This window comes from Pseudomonas sp. P1.8, assembly GCF_001269805.1.
Taxonomy (GTDB): Bacteria; Pseudomonadota; Gammaproteobacteria; order Pseudomonadales; family Pseudomonadaceae; genus Aquipseudomonas.
Window position 1 is genome coordinate 69109 of sequence record NZ_LHVM01000013.1, and the last position, 18204, is coordinate 87312.

General features: G+C 60.4%; 17 protein-coding genes. 8 read left to right on the forward strand and 9 right to left on the reverse strand.

Going from position 1 to position 18204, the window contains the following annotated elements; all coding sequences use genetic code 11:
* Window positions 1-79 precede the first annotated feature (79 nt).
* Window positions 80-1180 carry a DNA alkylation repair protein gene (locus AD668_RS11235; protein WP_053158483.1) on the reverse strand — a complete coding sequence of 367 codons (1101 nt, stop codon included), beginning with the start codon at window positions 1178-1180 and terminating at the stop codon, window positions 80-82.
* On the reverse strand, window positions 1177-3000 hold the full coding sequence (locus tag AD668_RS11240; protein WP_053158486.1) for a monovalent cation:proton antiporter-2 (CPA2) family protein: 1824 nt from the start codon (window positions 2998-3000) through the stop codon (window positions 1177-1179). The genes AD668_RS11235 and AD668_RS11240 overlap by 4 nt, the downstream gene beginning before the upstream one ends.
* 219 nt (window positions 3001-3219) lie before the next feature.
* Between AD668_RS11240 and AD668_RS11245 the strand changes: the two genes are divergently transcribed.
* On the forward strand, window positions 3220-3558 hold the full coding sequence (locus AD668_RS11245; protein ID WP_053158489.1) for an FKBP-type peptidyl-prolyl cis-trans isomerase: 339 nt from the start codon (window positions 3220-3222) through the stop codon (window positions 3556-3558).
* On the forward strand, window positions 3551-4057 hold the full coding sequence (locus AD668_RS11250; protein ID WP_082344454.1) for an MEKHLA domain-containing protein: 507 nt from the start codon (window positions 3551-3553) through the stop codon (window positions 4055-4057). Before AD668_RS11245 ends, AD668_RS11250 begins: the two co-directional genes overlap by 8 nt.
* 7 nt (window positions 4058-4064) lie before the next feature.
* Here AD668_RS11250 and AD668_RS11255 read toward each other — a convergent pair whose 3' ends face one another.
* Window positions 4065-5186 carry a cytochrome P450 gene (locus AD668_RS11255; protein WP_053158492.1) on the reverse strand — a complete coding sequence of 374 codons (1122 nt, stop codon included), beginning with the start codon at window positions 5184-5186 and terminating at the stop codon, window positions 4065-4067.
* 79 nt (window positions 5187-5265) lie between these two features.
* Here AD668_RS11255 and AD668_RS11260 point away from each other — a divergent pair, with 79 nt between their 5' ends.
* Complete coding sequence (locus AD668_RS11260; RefSeq protein WP_053158495.1) at window positions 5266-6021, forward strand: helix-turn-helix transcriptional regulator; 756 nt, start codon at window positions 5266-5268, stop codon at window positions 6019-6021.
* 97 nt (window positions 6022-6118) lie between these two features.
* Here AD668_RS11260 and AD668_RS11265 read toward each other — a convergent pair whose 3' ends face one another.
* The 5 genes from AD668_RS11265 to AD668_RS11285 form a co-directional block, all read right to left on the reverse strand.
* Window positions 6119-7138 carry a branched-chain amino acid aminotransferase gene (locus tag AD668_RS11265; protein WP_053158498.1) on the reverse strand — a complete coding sequence of 340 codons (1020 nt, stop codon included), beginning with the start codon at window positions 7136-7138 and terminating at the stop codon, window positions 6119-6121.
* A gap of 212 nt (window positions 7139-7350) precedes the next feature.
* Window positions 7351-8733 (reverse strand): dihydrolipoyl dehydrogenase, encoded by a 1383-nt coding sequence (lpdA, locus tag AD668_RS11270; protein ID WP_053158501.1) that lies wholly within the window; start codon window positions 8731-8733, stop codon window positions 7351-7353.
* An 18-nt stretch (window positions 8734-8751) separates the two neighbouring features.
* On the reverse strand, window positions 8752-10026 hold the full coding sequence (locus tag AD668_RS11275) for a dihydrolipoamide acetyltransferase family protein (RefSeq protein ID WP_053158504.1): 1275 nt from the start codon (window positions 10024-10026) through the stop codon (window positions 8752-8754).
* Window positions 10027-11085 (reverse strand): alpha-ketoacid dehydrogenase subunit beta, encoded by a 1059-nt coding sequence (locus AD668_RS11280; RefSeq protein WP_053158507.1) that lies wholly within the window; start codon window positions 11083-11085, stop codon window positions 10027-10029.
* Between the two features lies 1 nt (window position 11086).
* The gene (locus AD668_RS11285; RefSeq protein WP_053158510.1) at window positions 11087-12322 is read right to left on the reverse strand and encodes a 3-methyl-2-oxobutanoate dehydrogenase (2-methylpropanoyl-transferring) subunit alpha; all 1236 of its coding nucleotides are present in this window, start codon (window positions 12320-12322) and stop codon (window positions 11087-11089) included.
* A gap of 184 nt (window positions 12323-12506) precedes the next feature.
* On the opposite strand from AD668_RS11285, the gene bkdR reads away from it, so the two are divergent.
* The gene (bkdR, locus tag AD668_RS11290) at window positions 12507-12995 is read left to right on the forward strand and encodes a Bkd operon transcriptional regulator BkdR (RefSeq protein WP_007915088.1); all 489 of its coding nucleotides are present in this window, start codon (window positions 12507-12509) and stop codon (window positions 12993-12995) included.
* A gap of 144 nt (window positions 12996-13139) precedes the next feature.
* Here bkdR and AD668_RS11295 read toward each other — a convergent pair whose 3' ends face one another.
* On the reverse strand, window positions 13140-14003 hold the full coding sequence (locus tag AD668_RS11295; protein WP_053158513.1) for an MBL fold metallo-hydrolase: 864 nt from the start codon (window positions 14001-14003) through the stop codon (window positions 13140-13142).
* A 118-nt stretch (window positions 14004-14121) separates the two neighbouring features.
* Between AD668_RS11295 and AD668_RS11300 the strand changes: the two genes are divergently transcribed.
* The 4 genes from AD668_RS11300 (at window position 14122) to AD668_RS11315 (ending at window position 18132) form a co-directional block, all read left to right on the forward strand.
* The gene (locus AD668_RS11300; RefSeq protein ID WP_007976596.1) at window positions 14122-14463 is read left to right on the forward strand and encodes a helix-turn-helix transcriptional regulator; all 342 of its coding nucleotides are present in this window, start codon (window positions 14122-14124) and stop codon (window positions 14461-14463) included.
* Window positions 14464-14638: 175 nt separating this feature from the next.
* Window positions 14639-15883: an FAD/NAD(P)-binding oxidoreductase gene (locus AD668_RS11305; protein WP_053158516.1), complete on the forward strand. Its 1245-nt coding sequence runs from the start codon at window positions 14639-14641 to the stop codon at window positions 15881-15883.
* A gap of 9 nt (window positions 15884-15892) precedes the next feature.
* Entirely contained in the window at window positions 15893-16699 is an 807-nt protein-coding gene (locus tag AD668_RS11310) for a sulfite exporter TauE/SafE family protein (RefSeq protein ID WP_053158520.1), read from the forward strand.
* A gap of 248 nt (window positions 16700-16947) precedes the next feature.
* Window positions 16948-18132 (forward strand): porin, encoded by a 1185-nt coding sequence (locus AD668_RS11315; protein WP_053158523.1) that lies wholly within the window; start codon window positions 16948-16950, stop codon window positions 18130-18132.
* Window positions 18133-18204: the final 72 nt, after the last annotated feature.

Sequence of the window (18204 nt, forward strand, 5' to 3'; positions counted from 1 at the left end):
CTCAAGGTTTTCATCATGTTCAAGGCCCATTCGCCGGCAAGCCAGCTCCTACAGGTCCGGTTCTAACGAAGAAATGCAGTCAAACGATCTCGAATTGCGTGCTGGCCAGCCGCTCCCCATTCACCATGATGTGCACCGCATGAACGCCCGCATAATGCCTGCGGGTGGTGAGTTCCTTGATCTGCTGCCCACGGCTCACCGTTTCGCTGGCCATGCCGGGCAATGTCAGCGCCTTGAGCTTGAACACCTTCGCTGACGTGCCGCCGTTGGCCTTGACGTAATCGATGGCGTAATCGATCACCAGACGCTGAGTGTCTTCAACAGTGGATTTGACGACAAAGGACAGGGTGATCTTTTCACCCAGGCCAATCACTGGCGGATTGACCTGCACCTCGCTGATCTCAACTTCAGGCTTACCGCTTGCGCCAATGATCGCCAGCGCCCGCGAGTTCCCCTGTTTGATCAGGCTGCGCAAGGCGTGCCTGGCGATCCACGCGGTGTGTTTGTTGTCCAGCGACCAGCCTTCGATCAGTTCCAGCACCCACTCGGGATGGTCCTTGGTGATGTCGTTGAGGTGGTTGGCCACGGATTTGCGCACGTAAAGGCTGGTGTCGGCCTTCAGGTTGTCGAGAATTTTGACGGCGAGGCGCGGGTCGGCCTGGACTTGCTCCAGTCGAAACGACCAAGGCAAGCGCGGACGGCAGCCTTCGCTGGCCAGACGTCGCACGTGTTCGTTGTCATCCAGCGACCAGCCATGCATCAGCGTGAGCGTACGCTCGAAGTCGCTGCGCAAAAAGTGCCGGATCGCGAACTCCGAGGAACCGAAGGCGGTGAAATACTTCAGTGCATCCATCGACTGCTCGAATGCATGAGCGCCGTAGCGGGCGACGTAGTGCGGCAGGCACATGCTGACAAAACCGCTGTTCAGGCGCGGGGCGAGGGCGCGCAGGACGTCCACCGAAGCTTCATAGTCCAGCGGCAACACCGCGTGGAGGCATTCACTGACCCGGGCCATGCGCTGCATCACGCTCAGCTCTGCCAGGCCGGATTGGGCCAGTTTCAGGAATGCCTTGGCGTCGAACGCGGGATAAACCGCCGTCATTTCGGTGGCGATGTGTTGGAGGCGCTCGAGGTTGAAGATTTCCTTGAGGGCAGGCGAAGTCGAGTCAGAGTCACTCATTGGGGCGTCCTTTCTTTGCTTGCCGTTCGCTCTTGGAGCTCATCGGATTCAAACAGGCGCGCCAGTTCCTCCCGCGCTTCCTGGGCTGTTTGCAGGACCTTCGCGGCGTCATCATAGACGGCATGCTGGGCTTCGAGCACTTGTTCATCGTGATGCTTGAAGCGCTTGATCCGCGAGTCGGCCTGGGCCTGGGTCAGCCCCAGGCCGATCAGGGTTTGCCGGCTCATTTCCAGACTCGAATAAAAAGTCTCGCGTACCGCTTGCGCACCGACGTCCATCAAGCGGTGTACATGCTGGCGGTTGCGGGCGCGGGCGATAATTTTCATGTGCGGATAGAGCTTGCGCACCAACTCGGCCGTCTTGATGTTGGTGTCCGGGTCGTCGGTAGCGATCACGAAAAATTCGGCTTCCCCCACTTTGGCCGCGCTGAGGATTTCCGGGCGCATCGGGTCGCCATAGAACACCGGCACGCCACCAAAACTGCGAGACAGCTCGATGGTCTCAATCGAGGTATCGAGGGCGACGAACTTGATGTTCTGCGCCCGCAGGATCCGCGCAACGATCTGCCCCATGCGGCCCATACCGGCGATGACCACCCGAGGGGTATCGGTATCGATTTCACGGAATTTCTCCGGCACTTCGACCGGTTGCACCTTGGGGCTGACCAGCCGTGCGCACACCAGCAGCAACAGGGGCGTCACCGCCATCGACAGGGTGATCGTCAGCACCAGCAGGTCATACATCTGCGGCACGAACAGTTCATGGTCGCGGCCGATCTTGAACACCACGAAAGCGAACTCACCGCCGGCCGCCAGCACGATCCCGAGGCGAATCGCGCTGACCTTGTTCAAACCACCGGCCAAATGCCCGACGATGAACAGCAGCGGCAGCTTGATTGCAATCAACAGCAGGGTCAGGCCCAGCACCGTGACAGGCGCGCTCAGTAACAGACTCAGATTGGCGCCCATGCCGACGCTGATGAAAAACAGCCCTAGCAGCAGGCCTTTGAAGGGCTCGATCTGCGATTCCAGTTCGTGGCGATATTCGGAGTCCGCCAACAGCAGGCCGGCGAGAAAGGCCCCAAGAGCCATGGAAATGCCAACCAGTTCCATCAGCCAAGCGGTGCCGATCACCACCAGTAGCGCAGTGGCTGTGGACACTTCCGGCAACGCGGTTTTGGTCACTACGCGAAAGATCGGACGCAACAGATAGCGTCCGCCGATCACCACCACCGCAATGCTGCCCAGCACCTGCAAGCCGTGGTTGAGGTTCTCGGCGGCACTGACGCTGTGACTGCCCTCGGCAAGCAATGGCACCATGGCAATCAGCGGGATCGCCGCGATGTCCTGGAACAGCAGAATCGCAAACGCCAGACGCCCGTGAGGGCTGGTCAGCTCCTTGCGCTCGGCCAGGCTCTGCAGGCCGAATGCGGTGGACGACAACGCCAGCCCGAGGCCCAGGACAATCGCGCTGTTCAAGGGCTGGCCGAAGACAAACAGCGCCACCACGCCAATCGTCGAACCGGTCAGCAACACCTGAGCCAAACCCACGCCGAACACTGACTTGCGCATCACCCACAAGCGTCGGGGTGACAACTCCAGGCCAATGATGAACAGCAGCAATACCACGCCAAGTTCCGAGATATTGGCGACGCTTTGCGGATTGTCGATCAAGCCCAGCACTGAAGGGCCAATGATCACCCCGGCAAACAGATAACCCAGTACCGCTCCCAGTTGCAGGCGCTTGGCCAGGGGGACGATCAGCACGGCCGCGCACAGAAATACGACAGCGGCTTGCAGCAGATTGCCTTCATGGGGCATGAACGGAAACTCCATCAACTGGTACGGCAGGGCGTCAAGGATAAGGGTTAGGGTTGCTGAAGATCCACTGTCCACGAGAGGCGTCATAGCACGGTGCAGAGCAGGCAGTTTTCACTTGAACCTTCGTGCGCAAAGGGGATGGTTGCCAATCGAATGCAAATCTGGGAAAACGGCGTCCATCAGACCCTTTTGGGTGAGTGAACAGACGAGTGAAATTCAATGAATGACGAGCTTCAGGTAATCGATCTTCATATCGGCGAGGGTAAAGCCGCCGTCAAGGGCGCTTTAATCACCACCCAGTACCGCGGTTGGCTGGAAGACGGCAGCGAATTCGATTCTTCCTATAGCCGTGGCAAACCTTTCCAGTGCGTGATTGGTACGGGAAGGGTCATCAAGGGGTGGGACCAGGGCATCCCGGGCATGCAGGTCGGCGGCAAACGCAAACTGTTGGTGCCGGCGCATCTGGCGTATGGCGAGCGCACCATGGGCAGCATTCCACCGAACGCCAACCTGACGTTCGAAATCGAGTTGCTGGAAGTGCTGACGCGCGATGATTGATCGCGATTGCCTGGGAGGGCGCACGTTGCTGATTGATGAATACACTGCTGCGATTGAGCTGATCGACGCGTCTTATCGGCATTGGACCGGGAAACACCTGCCGACCCCGCAGTCATTGACCGCAGCCGAGCGCCTGCATTGGCTGCACGCCCACGCGCCCTACAGCCTGCTGGCCCATGGCACCCAGGACGATCCGCTGTTTTTCTACGCCAACGAACAGACCCTGGCCTGTTTCAAATACCCGCGCTCCGAATTTCTCGGCATGCCGTCACGCTTCAGCGCCTCGCCGCTCGACCGTGCCATGCGCCAAACCCTGCTGGAACAAGTCACGGCCCACGGCATTGCCCACGGCTACAGCGGCTATCGGGTGGACAAGGCGGGCAATGCCTTCATGATTCATGAAGGCAAGGTGTGGACGCTGATTGACCAGAATGGCCAGCGCAAAGGGCAGGCAGCGTTGTTTTGGCCGGATGCCGGGCGGGTGGGGTCGTTGGATTGATTGCCGATCAAACCTGCCTGGTGTCGCTGAACACGGGAACCCGCCCATTCAAGGACGGCCGGTAATCCCAACTCAGCCGTTCCAGCACCGGTTTTGTCTTCAAAAACTGTCGCAACGTCGCGCTGGCGATATTCAATGCCAAGGTTTGCCCCGGACATTGATGGCGTGCCGCGCCGAAGGTAAAGCTGCGGCGGTTTGGACGGTTCAGGATAAAGGCATCGGGGTTGTCGTTGAGTTGCGGGTCGCGGTTGGCCGAAGCCAGCAACACCAGGATCACGTCTGCGGTCTTGAGGCTGACGCCGTTGATTTCGCACGGGGCGGCGACGAAGCGTCGGGTGTTCTGGACAGACGGGTCGAAGCGCTGGACTTCGGCCAGAAATTCGTCGATTTGCGCGGTTTCGCGCAGAACCGATGGGTTCTTTATCAGTGTCAGGATCGCGTTGCCGATCAGTCCGGCGGTCGCCTCATAGGTCTGGGAGAACAGGCCGATCAAGTTGGCATTCAGCGTTTCTGGGGTGCCACCGGTAAAGCGCTGGCGGATGCCACTGAGCAAAGGGCTGTGGTTGTCGGGATCTTCCAGACGCTCGATAACGTAGCCGCTCAGCTGTTCTGCTGCGGCGTGGGCGGCGCTCAGTTGAGCCAGGGTGCTCAAGGGCGACAGGCACGCGACGAAGTCCCCCGTCAGTTCGCTGATGGATCGGCCTTGTGCAGGGGAGAAACCCAGCAGGGCCGCCATTACGCAGACCGGTCCGCGGAACATGGCGTTGTACAGGCCTGCGGCGTCAGGCGTGATCAACCGCGCGCCGACCAGCGTCTCGACTTCCTGCGCATCGATCACCTCCAGGCCCGGGGCAATCGCCGACCTTGGGCAGCGTTGGCGTTCACCCTCGTTCATCCGCATCAGTTGGCCAAATACCTTGCCGGCCATGCCATCGGAAATCATATGGGGCACGGGCTCGTTTGTGGGCCGCACATGACAGTCGGGATTCGCCAGAACGGCCGCAACCGCTTGGGCGCTGCTGGCGACCCACATGTTCAGTTGCGGATGGAAAATCAACCCGACCTCGGCACGCAGCTGTGCGTAATAGGGGTAAGGGTCGGCATGGGTCGCAGCGAGAATCGGGTCCATGGTTCGCAGCCTTTTGTTGTTGGAAAGTGTTGTTACTATCTCCAGTTCGAAAAGGCGTTGATTCGTCCGGGAGCGAAATATGACCGCAGAACATCACGACATCGGCGTTTCGCAGGTGGCCGCAGCCATTGCCGAGCCCGCACGGACGAAAATCCTCTGCTCGCTGATGGACGGCCACGCTCGTACCAGCACCGAGCTGGCGGCGGTGGCCGAGGTCAGTGCGTCGACCGCCAGTGCCCATTTGGCGAAACTCAAGGAGTTGGCGCTGATTCGCTTGCACATACAGGGGCGTCATCGCTATTACAGCCTGGCGGGCAAACGCGTGGCCCAGGCGCTCGAAGCATTGATGGTGATCGGCCAGAACACGGCGCCGACATTCAAACCGCACACACCGGACCGTTTGCAGTTCGCTCGCACGTGCTACGACCACATGGCCGGCACCCTGGCGGTGCTGTTGCATGACTGTCTGCTGGAAGCGGGTTGGTTGCAGGAAACCGACGAACAGGCCTATCGCTTGAGCGACAGCGGTACGGCATTGTTTGAGGGGCTGGGTGTTGATGTGCAGGATTTGAGCACGCGGCGCCGCCGTTTTGCCTGCCCTTGTCTGGACTGGAGCATGCGCCGGCCGCATCTGGGCGGATCGCTGGGGGCGGCGTTGCTGCAAGTGGCGCTCAAACGAAAGTGGGTGACGCAGGATCTGGACAGTCGGGCATTGGCGTTGACGATGTTGGGACGAAAGGAAATAGCGGGGCGGTTTGGGGTTCAGTTGCCCATTGAGCGTGATGGCAAAAGATCGCAGCCTTCGGCAGCACCTACCGGGTTGGAAGGACTATGACTGTAGGAGCTGCCGCAGGTTGCGATCTTTTCATCAGGCCATGAAAAAGCCCCCCATCGGTCACCCGATGGGGGGCTTTTGTGCGTCTGGCGTCAGGTCAAACCTTGACGATCCAGCCCGCTGGCGCTTCGATGTCGCCGGTTTGCACGCCTGTCAGCTCTTTGTAGAGCTTCTGGGTGACCGGGCCGACTTCGGTTTCGCTGTGGAACACGTGCAGATGATCGTTGTAGTCGATGCCGCCTATCGGCGTAATCACCGCCGCAGTACCGCAAGCGCCGGCTTCCTTGAAGTCGGATAGCTTGTCGATGAACACGTCACCTTCAACCACTTCCAGGCCCAGTCGGGTCTTGGCCAGCTCGATCAGCGACAGACGGGTGATGCCCGGCAGTACCGATGGCGAGTTCGGGGTCACGAACTTGTTGTCGTGGGTGATCCCGAAGAAGTTGGCCGAACCGACTTCCTCGATCTTGGTGTGGGTCATCGGATCCAGGTAGATGGCGTCGGCGAAGTGGGCTTTCTTGGCCTTGGAGCCCGGCATCAGACTGGCGGCGTAGTTGCCACCGACCTTGGCGGCACCGGTGCCTTGAGGCGCGGCGCGGTCGTAGCTGGAGATCTGGAAGTTGTGCGGGGTCAGGCCGCCCTTGAAGTACGCGCCGACCGGGATGCAGAAAATCGAGAAGATGAACTCGGGAGCGGTACGCACGCCGATGTTGTCACCCACGCCGATCACGAACGGACGCAGGTACAGCGCGCCGCCGGTGCCGTAAGGCGGGATGAAGCGCTCGTTGGCGCGGACCACTTCTTTACAGGCTTCGATGAACTGCTCGGTTTCCACCTGCGGCATCAGCAGGCGGGCGCAGCTGCGTTGCATGCGCAGAGCGTTCTGATCCGGGCGGAACAGGTTGATCGAGCCGTCCTTGCAACGATAGGCCTTCATGCCTTCGAAGCACTGCTGGCCATAGTGAAGGGCCGTGGAGCCTTCGCTGATGTGCAGCACGTTATCTTCGGTCAGGGTGCCTTTATCCCACTCGCCATTGCGGAAATATGACAGATAGCGCTTGTCGGTCTTGATGTAGTCAAAACCCAGCTTGTCCCAATTGATGCTTTCGTTACCCATGACACCCTCTATCACTGAACAACCGTCGAAACGGTTCAAGGCTTCTGACGTTTTTTGGATGGGGACAACAATACTTCATTCCGGGCCCATTTCGCAGCCCAGATTGCGATCCCTGTAGGAGCTGGCTTGCCGGCGATCAACGCGACGCGGTGTATCAGATTGACCGCCATCTCCAGCAAGCCGGCTCCTACAGAGTTAGAGCGTGCTTTGAATCACAGATGCAGCGCATGCCCCAAGGCCCGCAAAGCCGCTTCCTGCACCGCTTCACCCAGCGTCGGATGGGCATGGATGGTGCCACCGATGTCTTCCAGTCGCGCGCCCATTTCCAGGCTTTGCGCAAACGCCGTCGACAACTCCGATACCCCGACACCCACCGCCTGCCAGCCGACAATCAGATGATTGTCCCGACGAGCGACCACGCGCACGAAGCCGCTTTTGGACTCCAGCGTCATCGCCCGGCCATTGGCGGCGAACGGAAAGCTCGAGACGATGCAATCCAAACCTGCTGCCTTGGCTTCGTCCGGGGTCTTGCCGACCACCACCAGTTCCGGGTCGGTAAAGCACACGGCGGCGATTGCGGTGGGGTTGAACTCGCGGGATTTACCGCTGATCAGCTCGGCAACCATCTCGCCTTGGGCCATGGCCCGGTGCGCCAGCATCGGTTCGCCGCTGAGGTCGCCGATGGCATACACGTTGCGCATGCTGGTCTGGCAACGGTTGTCGATCTTGATCGAGGAGCCGTTCATGTCCAGGTTCAGCGCTTCGAGGTTCCAGCCCTGGGTGTTCGGCTTGCGACCCACGGCCACCAGCACCTGATCGGTTTCCAGGTTCAGCGTGTCACCGTTCGGATCCAGAACTTGCAGAGTATTTACCGTTGAATCAAAGCTTTGCACGCTATGTTTCAAGTAAAGCTTGATACCTAGTTTTTTCAGTTCTTCATGGACCGGTTGGGTCAGTTCAGCGTCATAGGCCGGCAGGATGCGTTCCTGCGCCTCGACCACGCTGACCTCGGCACCGAGCTTGCGATAGGCAATGCCCAGTTCCAAACCGATGTAACCGCCACCGACCACGATCAGCCGTTTGGGCACGGAGGTCGGTGCCAACGCTTCGGTGGACGAAATGATCGGGCCGCCAATCGGCAGCATCGGCAGGTTCACGCTTTTGGAGCCGGTGGCCAGCACCAGGTGCTCGCACTGAATGCGCGTGTCGCCGACGTCCACGGTCTTGCCGTCAACCACCTTGGCCCAGCCTTGAACGACCTGGATTTTGTGTTTTTTCAGCAGTGCCGCGACGCCGGTGGTCAGGCGATCAACAATGCCGTCCTTCCATTCGACGCTCTTGCTGATGTCGAGGGTCGGCGCCGAAACGTTGATGCCCAGCGCCGAATGCTGGCTGTGGTGTTGCGTCTGGTGAAACTGCTCGGCGACATGAATCAACGCCTTGGAAGGAATGCAGCCGATGTTCAGGCAAGTGCCGCCCAACGATTGGCCTTCTACCAGAATGGTCGGGATGCCCAACTGACCGGCACGGATCGCCGTCACATAACCGCCAGGGCCGCCGCCGATGATCAGCAGCGTGGTGCTCAGAGTTTGCATGGAGCTCTCCAACAAAAATCAGTCCACAAACAAGGTGGCGGGTTGTTCGAGCAGGCCGCGAATGGCCTGGATGAAGAGCGCCGCGTCCATGCCGTCGACCACGCGGTGATCGAAGGAACTGGAGAGGTTCATCATCTTGCGGATCACGATCTGGCCTTTGATCACCATCGGCCGTTCGACGATCTTGTTAACGCCGACAATCGCCACTTCCGGCAGGTTCAGCACCGGGGTGCTGACGATGCCACCGAGCGCGCCGAGGCTGGTCAGGGTGATGGTCGAGCCGGACAGTTCATCGCGGCTGGCCTTGCCGTTGCGCGCAGCCGTGGCCAAACGAGCGATTTCTGCCGCGTTGTCCCACAGGCTGCGGGCTTCGGCGTGACGCACCACTGGCACCATCAGGCCGACAGCGCTTTGGGTGGCAACCCCGACATGCACCGCGCCGGGGCGGGTGATGACCTGGGCTTCGTCGTCATAGCGGGCGTTCATTTGCGGGAAGTCGCGGAGGGCGACGACCATGGCGCGGACCAAAAACGGCAGCAACGTCAGCTTGCCGCGGGTCGCACCGTGTTTTTCGTTCAGGTGCGCACGTAGCTCTTCCACAGCCGTCACGTCGATTTCCTCGACGTAGCTGAAGTGCGCGGCACGCTGGGTGGCGTCCTGCATGCGCTGGGCAATCTTGCGGCGCATGCCGATCACCGGGATCTGCTCTTCATCGTGACGCTGAGCGTAAGCGGCCGCGACGGGGGCCGAAGCGTTCGATTGGCCTTGGGCCAGATAGGCTTCGAGGTCGTCGTGCAAAATCCGCCCGGCGGGGCCAGTGCCACGTACCAGACGCAATTGAATGCCGAGGTCCAGCGCATGTTTGCGCACGGCCGGGGAGGCCAGCGGGCGTTCATCGGCTTCGCGGGCGACCATCGGCCCTTGGCAAACGGCCGCTTTCGGCGCGGCGGCAGCCACCGGTTTGCTTTCCACTGCGGTTTCGACTGTCGGCGTTGCAACCGGCGCTTCTTTAACAGGGGCCGGTTGCGCCGACGCCTTAACGTTGCCAGCGCCTTCGACTTCAATGCTGATCAGCACACTGCCGACCGCCATGACTTCGCCTGGCTGGCCACCAAGTGCAATGACTTTGCCGTGCACTGGCGACGGAATATCGACCATCGCTTTATCGGTCATGACATCGGCCAGTACCTGATCCTCGACGACCATGTCGCCGACCTTGACGTGCCATACCGACAATTCAACTTCTGCAATGCCTTCGCCAATGTCCGGCATTTTAATAACGTGCGTGCCCATTCAGACCTCCATGACCCGTTTCAGAGCCGCGCCCACTCGGGACGGGCCAGGGAAATACGCCCACTCTTGCGCGTGCGGGTAGGGGGTGTCCCAGCCGGTGACGCGTTCGATTGGCGCTTCCAGGTGGTGGAAGCAGTGTTCTTGCACCAGCGACACCAGTTCGGCGCCGAAACCGCAGGTGCGGGTGGCTTCATGGACCACTACGCAGCGGCCGGTTTTCTTCACCGACTTGACGATGGTTTCCAGGTCCAGCGGCCATAGGCTGCGCAGGTCGATGACTTCGGCGTCGATGCCGGTTTCTTCAGCGGCGACTTGCGACACGTACACGGTGGTGCCGTAGGTCAGGATGGTCACGTCCTTGCCCGGACGGGTGATGGCGGCGACGTCCAGCGGCACGGTGTAGTAACCGTCCGGTACCTGAGCGGCGGGGTGTTTCGACCACGGGGTTACCGGGCGGTCGTGGTGGCCGTCGAACGGGCCGTTGTACAGGCGTTTTGGCTCGAGGAAGATCACCGGGTCATCGTTTTCGATGGAGGCGATCAGCAGGCCTTTGGCGTCATACGGGTTGGACGGCATGACGGTACGCAGACCGCACACCTGAGTGAACATCGCCTCGATGCTCTGGCTGTGGGTCTGGCCACCGTAGATGCCGCCGCCGCACGGCATGCGCAGGGTCATCGGTGCGGTGAATTCGCCGGCCGAGCGATAACGCAGGCGGGCGGCTTCGGAAATGATCTGGTCGGAGGCCGGGTACACGTAGTCGGCGAACTGGATCTCGGCCACCGGACGCAATCCGTAGGCGCCCATGCCCACGGCGACGCCGACGATGCCGCTCTCGGAGATCGGCGCGTCGAACACCCGCGAGGTGCCGTACTTGTTCTGCAAGCCTTCGGTGCAGCGGAACACACCACCGAAATAGCCGACGTCCTGGCCGAACACCACAACGTTGTCATCACGCTCAAGCATCACATCCATGGCCGAGCGCAGGGCCTGGATCATGGTCATGGTGGTCGTGGTCATGGCGGTTTCCAACTCGATATTGTTGTTGTGATCGTTCATGTCAGATCCCCAACTCCTGGCGCTGGCGCTTCAAGTGCTCCGGCATCTCTTTGTAGACGTCTTCGAACATGGTCGCGGCGCTCGGAATCTGGCCGCCGGCGAGCGTGCCGTACTGCTCGGCTTCTTTCTGTGCAGCGATCACTTCAGCTTCAAGTTCGGCGCTGACGGCGGCGTGTTCCTCTTCGGACCATTGGCCGATCTTGATCATGTGCTGCTTGAGGCGTGCAATCGGGTCGCCCAACGGGAAGTGGCTCCAGTCGTCGGCAGGACGGTATTTCGATGGATCATCGGAGGTCGAGTGCGGGCCGGCCCGGTAGGTGACCCATTCGATCATGGTCGGGCCGAGGTTGCGGCGCGCGCGTTCGGCGGCCCAGGCAGAGGCGGCGTAGACCGCGACGAAGTCGTTGCCATCGACCCGCAGGGAAGCGATGCCGCAGCCGACGCCACGACCGGCAAACGTGGTGGCTTCACCACCGGCAATCGCCTGGAACGTCGAGATTGCCCACTGGTTGTTGACCACGTTGAGGATCACCGGCGCACGGTAGACGTGGGCAAAGGTGAGGGCGGTGTGGAAGTCGGACTCCGCAGTGGCACCGTCGCCGATCCACGCCGAGGCGATTTTAGTGTCGCCCTTGATCGCCGAGGCCATGCCCCAGCCCACGCCTTGCACGAACTGAGTGGCAAGGTTGCCGGAAATGGTGAAAAACCCTGCGTCCTTGACCGAGTACATGATTGGCAACTGGCGGCCCTTGAGCGGATCGCGCTCGTTGGACAACAGTTGGCAGATCAGGTCGACCAGCGGTACGTCGCGGGCCATCAGGATGCTTTGCTGGCGGTAGGTCGGGAAGCACATGTCGTCGATGTTCAACGCCAGGGCCTGGGCGGTGCCGATGGCTTCCTCGCCAAGGCTCTGCATATAGAACGACATCTTCTTCTGACGCTGGGCGACGACCATGCGGTTGTCGTAGATGCGCGTCTTGAGCATGGCGCGCATGCCTTTGCGCAGGATCTCGACCGGAACGTTTTCGGCCCATGGACCGAGGGCGTTGCCCTGATCGTCGAGCACGCGAATCAGGCCCTTGGCCAGGTCGGCGGTGTCGGCCGGTTCAACGTCAATGGAGGGTTTGCGCACCGTGCCGGCGTCGGTCAGACGCAGGTAGGAGAAGTCGGTTTTGCAGCCTGGGCGGCCCGAAGGTTCAGGGACGTGCAGGCGCAGCGGTTCATACGCTTGGGTCATGGCTTCTACGCTCGATCTTGTGAATTTCTTGTAGTGAGCTGACAGGATTCTTCGGTAAAAGAAATCTTGTCCTACAACAATCATAGGCCCGGCCAAGAAGAATATTTCTCTCTGTTTCATTGCGCTCAAGATCATTTGCAGATAAAAAATCTGCATAAGCATAAAAAACAGGTGGTTTTGTCTCATGCGCAAACTGGACCGTACCGATATCGGCATTCTCAATAGCCTTCAGGAGAATGCGCGCATCACCAATGCCGACCTCGCACGTTCGGTTAACTTATCGCCGACGCCGTGCTTCAACCGGGTCAAGGCCATGGAAGAGTTGGGCCTGATTCGCGAGCAGGTGACGCTATTGGATGCCGACTTGCTGGGATTGCACGTAAACGTGTTCATCCATGTCAGTCTGGAGAAACAGGTAGAGGAGGCGTTGCAGCATTTCGAGGAGGCGATTTCCGATCGCCCCGAAGTGATGGAGTGCTACCTGATGGCCGGCGACCCGGATTACCTGATCCGGGTGCTGGTGCCGACCATTCAGTCGCTGGAGCGCTTCATGATGGACTTTCTGACCAAGGTGCCGGGGGTGGCGAACATTCGGTCGAGTTTTGCGCTCAAGCAGGTGCGCTACAAGACCGCGCTGCCGTTGCCGGCAAACGGCTTGACCCTTGGCAATTAGACACAAGCATCTTTATCGCCTGATACGCCGCCTTCGCTGGCAAGCCAGCTCCTACAGGGGCCTCGGGTGTGCGCAAACCTTGTGTAGGAGTTGGCTTGCCAGCGAAAGGCCGCAGGCCGCTTTCAGCATTTCAAGTTTTTGTGTTCAGAGCTTGTTCAGGGGAATTTTCAGGTAGGTCACGCCGTTGTCTTCGGCCGGCGGCAAATTCCCCGCCCGCACGTTCACCTGGATCGCCGGCAGCAACAGCGTTGGCATCCCCAACCCGGCATCGCGCCGGGTGCGCATCTCGACAAACGCTGTTGCGTCGATGCCGTCACGCACATGAATGTTGCTTTGGCGTTGTTCACCGACCGTGGTCATGCAGGACGGTTCTCGGCCTTCGGGCGGGTAATCATGGCAAACGTAGAGCCGCACGCTGGCGGGGAAGGCCAACAGTTTGTGGATAGAGGCAAACATCTGGTTGGCATTGCCACCGGGAAAGTCGCAGCGCGCGGTGCCTACGTCCGGCATGAACAACGTGTCACCCACCAGAATCGCGTCATTGCCAACCAGGTACGCCATGTCCGCCGGGGTATGGCCGGGTACGTGCAGGGCGGTCGCCTTGAGGTTGCCGATCATGAACGATTCGCCGGGGGCGAACAGATGATCGAACTGGGAACCATCGACGCAAAAGGATGGCTCGAGATTGAACAGCGTCTTGAACACGTCCTGGACCTTGCTGATCGATTCGCCAATGGCGATTTTGCCGCCAAGCTCCTTGCGCAGATACGGCGCGGCGGACAGGTGATCGGCATGGGCGTGGGTTTCGAGCAGCCATTGCACCTGCAAATGATGGGCGCGAACGAAGGCGATGATCCTGTCGGCCTGGTTGGTCGCGGTACGCCCGGCGGCTGCATCGTAGTCGAGCACCGGATCGACAATCGCACACTGCCCGCCATCAGCCTCGTAGACAACGTAGCTGTAGGTCGAGGAGGCGGGGTCGAGGAAAGCTTCAATCAGTGCGGGCATGGACACGAACCTGTGCAGGGGTAGAAAAGTCAGAAGACGAAAAGTCAGCGAACGGTTGCAACACTTTATCTAAAGACATAATGTTCGCAGCTTAAGTGACGTTGAAGGCATCCTGCAAATGCAATCCAGTCTGACCGAATGTGAAGTCGCCCAACTGCGCGCCTCGGCTTCCAAAGCCTGTGCGCTGCTCAAGGCCCTGGCCAATGAGGATCGTCTGTTGATCCTGTGCCAGCTGACCCAGGGCGAGCGCAACGTAGGCGAGCTGGAAAAAATGACCGGCGTGCGCCAACCGACCCTGTCCCAGCAATTGGGCATCCTGCGCGATGAAGGACTGGTGGCCACCCGTCGTGAAGGCAAGTACATTTTTTACGGTCTCGCCAGTCACGAAGTGATCCAGGTGATGAAAACCCTCTCCGGGCTTTATTGCGGGGCGGTGCTTAAAAGCTGGGTTCAACCCTGATGCCAGCTAACACACCGAACCTGTAGGAGCGAGCTTGCTCGCGATGGACGTAATGGCACCGCGTTTATACAGATAACACGCGTAATCGTTAGCGACCATCGCGAGCAAGCTCGCTCCTACAGTCGTTTTGTGTCGCGGCTGGAAGAAAATTTGCGTGCAGCAAAAGGAACAAGCAATGAACGATCAACACTGGGGCCCATCCATCAGTGCAGATATCGTGGTCATCGGCGGCGGCACGGCGGGCATCGGCTTTGTCGCCAGCCTGCTCAAGCGTAGCCCGCATCTGAACGTCACCGTCATCGAGCCCGACTCCCGGCACTACTATCAACCGGCCTGGACGCTGGTCGGCGGCGGCGCCTACAACGTGGAAAATACCGTGCGGCCGATGGCGTCGGTGATGCCACGCGGGGCCCATTGGCTGCAGGCTGCCGTGACGGGTATCGATCCGGACAAACGCCAACTTACCCTCGGTGATGCGCGTACGGTCAGCTATCAAAACCTGGTGGTCTGCCCGGGCCTGCGCCTGGCCTGGGAGAAAATCGAAGGCCTGGAGGACACACTCGGCCAGCACGGTGTGACCTCCAATTACAGCTACCGGCACGCGACTTACACCTGGGATCTGGTGCAGAAACTTCGCGGCGGCAAGGTGCTGTTCACCCAGCCAGCCATGCCGATCAAGTGTGCCGGCGCGCCACAGAAGGCGCTGTACCTGTCCTGCGATCACTGGAGCAAGAGTGGTGTGCTGAACACCATCGACGTCGAATTCAACGTTGCGGGCGCGGCGCTGTTCGGCGTGCCGACCTTTGTTCCGCCGCTGATGAAATACATCGACAAGTACAACGCCCGGTTGGCGTTCAACTCGAACCTGGTCAAGGTCGACGGCCCGGCGAAAACTGCGTGGTTCGACGTCAAGGATGCCGATGGCAATGTCACCCGCCAGGCAAAAACCTTTGACCTGCTGCATGTCGTGCCGCCTCAGGTGGCGCCGGATTTCGTTGCCCGCAGCCCGTTGGCCGACGCCGCCGGCTGGTGCGAGGTCGACCCCCACAGCCTGCAGCATCCGCGTTATCCCGACGTCTTTGCGCTGGGTGATATCTGCGGCACTACCAACGCAAAAACCGCCGCGGCGGTGCGCAAGCAGATCGTGGTGGTGGCCGAAAACCTGCTGGCCTTGCGCAAGCAACAGCCACTGCCGCTGAAGTACGACGGTTATGGCTCCTGTCCGCTGACGGTGGAGAAGGGCAAGGTGATCCTTGCCGAGTTCGGTTACGCGGGCAAGTTGCTGCCGACCTTTCCCCTTGATCCGACGACCCCGCGCCGCTCGGCCTGGTGGCTGAAGGCGACACTGCTACCGTGGTTCTACTGGAACGGCATGCTCAAGGGCCGCGAGTGGCTGACACGTGTATCCAAGGTCGACTGAGAACTCCCTATGTTGCTGGCAAGTCTGTTTGGTTTGGTGATGGGCCTTGTGCTGGGTTTGACCGGTGCCGGGGGCGGCATTCTTGCGGTGCCAGCCCTGGTGCTGGGGTTGGGCTGGAGCATGACCCAGGCCGCGCCGGTGGCGTTGTTTGCCGTCGGCAGCGCGGCAGCGGTCGGCGCCCTCGACGGTTTGCGCCATGGCCTGGTGCGCTATCGAGCGGCGCTGCTGATCGCGGCCCTCGGTGCCGTGTTTTCACCGCTGGGCATCTACTTCGCCCATCAGTTGCCAGAAAAAATCCTGATGATCCTGTTCAGCCTGCTGATGGTCATGGTGGCCTGGCGGATGCTGCGACGTGAGCGCAAGGAGGAGGGCCCAAGCGACCACGGTCAGGCCAACTGGGGCCAGAAGAACTGCATGCTCGATCAACAGACCGGGCGTTTTTCCTGGACCGCCAAATGCACTGCGACCCTCGCGGCGCTCGGGGCAGTGACCGGTGTGGTCTCGGGGTTGCTGGGGGTGGGCGGCGGCTTTTTGATCGTCCCGGCCTTCAAGCAACTGACCGATGTGCAGATGCGCGGAATCGTCGCCACGTCGCTGATGGTCATCAGCCTGATTTCGGCCGTCGGCGTGATCGGCGCATTTCATGCCGGGGTGCGCATCGACGGTTTGGGCATTGCCTTCATCGTCTCCAGCATCGTCGGCATGATCATCGGCCGCAAGCTCTGCGCCCGGGTGCCGGCGCGGACGTTGCAGGTCGGGTTTGCCAGCATCTGCGTGGTGGTCGCCGCCTACATGCTGATAAAAGCGAGCGTTTGACCTGTAGGAGCCGGCTTGCCGGCGAAGGGGGCTTCAAGTGCGCCTTCGCCGGCAAGCCGGCTCCTACGAAAAGCGGTTCTTTACAACTTTAGTGGCTTGCCCTGCCGATCCGCGGTCTTACGCCCTAGTGGTCACGCACCGCCGGCCCATCCAAAGCACCTGAAAACCAGCCCCAAGGCAGCGTATGGCGCCGCCCGTCAGCTTTCGATAATCGCCTCCGACACTTGTCCCCCGTTTCGGAGCGCGCCATGCACAACAATAAGAACTTCACGCATCGTTTTCTGCCGGCCTTCATTGCCAGCCTGTCCTCACTCGGCCTGGCCCCAATGGCCGAGGCGGAAATCGTCCTGTACGACAAGGACCAGACCACGTTCTCCACCGACGGCTATATCAATGCCTTCTACGTGAACAGCGATGTCGATCGCGCCGGCGAGCAGTACGACCGCCGCCAGTCGCGGGTGAAAATGGGCTTTTTGCCCAACTACCTCGGTTTCAACATGGGCAAGCAGGTTGATGACCTGAAGCTGGGTGCCCGCTCTTCCTTCTGGGTCACCATCAACGACAGTGAAACCAACGGCACTGACACCGCCATCGATGTGCGGCAGTTCTACGGCACCGTGGCTAATCCGCAATGGGGTGAAGTGCTGATCGGTAAAGATTTCGGCCTGTTTGCCCGCTCCAACATCCTGCTCGACGAGATGCTCGCCGGTTACGGCCAGGTCAGCGATACCCTGGGTCTGGTGGACGGCGGCGGGGTGTCGTTCGGCAATATCGGCACGGGTTATCCGTATCCGTTCCCGACTTCGCAGATCACTTACCGCACGCCGGTGCTGGAGGGTTTACGCGTAGCGGTCGGCATCATGGATCCGGTGGACACCAACGACAGGAGCCCGACGGGCAAGGCTTATCAGGAAAGCCCGCGTACCGAGAGCGAGATCACCTACCAGTTCGACCTGGCCGGGGCCAAGATCTACAGCTGGGTCAACGGCAGCTACCAGAGCTCGGACAACACGGACTCCACGGTCGACACCGTGACCTCCAAGGGTGTCGGTTATGGCGTACAGGCGAAAATGGGTGGGTTGTCACTCACCGGCTCCGGCTTCCAGGCCAAGGGTATCAACCCGTTTTTCACCAACAATGCCGGCGAACCGACCCTGCGCAACGTCGACAGTGACGGTTACCTGTTACAGGGCTCCTACAAACTGGGCAAGAACCGCCTGGCCTTGTCCTACGGCAAGACCAATGACGACGGCAATGGCGTGGTCGGCAGCGGCGCGGACTACGAGACTCGCGGGGTCGCGCTGTTCCATGACGTGAACGACAACCTCAAGTTGGTGGCCGAGTACAACCAGTTCGAAATCAACGGTCATGACACCAGTGACCAGAACGAAGACACCGATACCTTTGCAGTAGGCGCGGTGCTGACCTGGTAACACCGGGAGGAGGCCCTGGCTGTGCGCATCACGGCGAGGGTCGCCCCCCGTCTCATCCCATCGAAGCGGCTA

Excerpts from the sequence above, each read along its gene's own strand:
- AD668_RS11280 (WP_053158507.1), bottom strand. The coding sequence starts at position 11,085 with ATGAACGATCACAACAACAATATCGAGTTGGAAACCGCCATGACCACG.
- AD668_RS11275 (WP_053158504.1), bottom strand. The coding sequence starts at position 10,026 with ATGGGCACGCACGTTATTAAAATGCCGGACATTGGCGAAGGCATTGCA.
- bkdR (WP_007915088.1), top strand. The coding sequence starts at position 12,507 with ATGCGCAAACTGGACCGTACCGATATCGGCATTCTCAATAGCCTTCAG.
- AD668_RS11235 (WP_053158483.1), bottom strand. The coding sequence starts at position 1,180 with ATGAGTGACTCTGACTCGACTTCGCCTGCCCTCAAGGAAATCTTCAAC.
- AD668_RS11305 (WP_053158516.1), top strand. The coding sequence starts at position 14,639 with ATGAACGATCAACACTGGGGCCCATCCATCAGTGCAGATATCGTGGTC.
- AD668_RS11310 (WP_053158520.1), top strand. The coding sequence starts at position 15,893 with ATGTTGCTGGCAAGTCTGTTTGGTTTGGTGATGGGCCTTGTGCTGGGT.
- AD668_RS11285 (WP_053158510.1), bottom strand. The coding sequence starts at position 12,322 with ATGACCCAAGCGTATGAACCGCTGCGCCTGCACGTCCCTGAACCTTCG.
- AD668_RS11245 (WP_053158489.1), top strand. The coding sequence starts at position 3,220 with ATGAATGACGAGCTTCAGGTAATCGATCTTCATATCGGCGAGGGTAAA.
- AD668_RS11300 (WP_007976596.1), top strand. The coding sequence starts at position 14,122 with ATGCAATCCAGTCTGACCGAATGTGAAGTCGCCCAACTGCGCGCCTCG.
- AD668_RS11315 (WP_053158523.1), top strand. The coding sequence starts at position 16,948 with ATGCACAACAATAAGAACTTCACGCATCGTTTTCTGCCGGCCTTCATT.
- lpdA (WP_053158501.1), bottom strand. The coding sequence starts at position 8,733 with ATGCAAACTCTGAGCACCACGCTGCTGATCATCGGCGGCGGCCCTGGC.
- AD668_RS11240 (WP_053158486.1), bottom strand. The coding sequence starts at position 3,000 with ATGCCCCATGAAGGCAATCTGCTGCAAGCCGCTGTCGTATTTCTGTGC.
- AD668_RS11255 (WP_053158492.1), bottom strand. The coding sequence starts at position 5,186 with ATGGACCCGATTCTCGCTGCGACCCATGCCGACCCTTACCCCTATTAC.
- AD668_RS11295 (WP_053158513.1), bottom strand. The coding sequence starts at position 14,003 with ATGCCCGCACTGATTGAAGCTTTCCTCGACCCCGCCTCCTCGACCTAC.
- AD668_RS11250 (WP_082344454.1), top strand. The coding sequence starts at position 3,551 with ATGATTGATCGCGATTGCCTGGGAGGGCGCACGTTGCTGATTGATGAA.
- AD668_RS11260 (WP_053158495.1), top strand. The coding sequence starts at position 5,266 with ATGACCGCAGAACATCACGACATCGGCGTTTCGCAGGTGGCCGCAGCC.
- AD668_RS11265 (WP_053158498.1), bottom strand. The coding sequence starts at position 7,138 with ATGGGTAACGAAAGCATCAATTGGGACAAGCTGGGTTTTGACTACATC.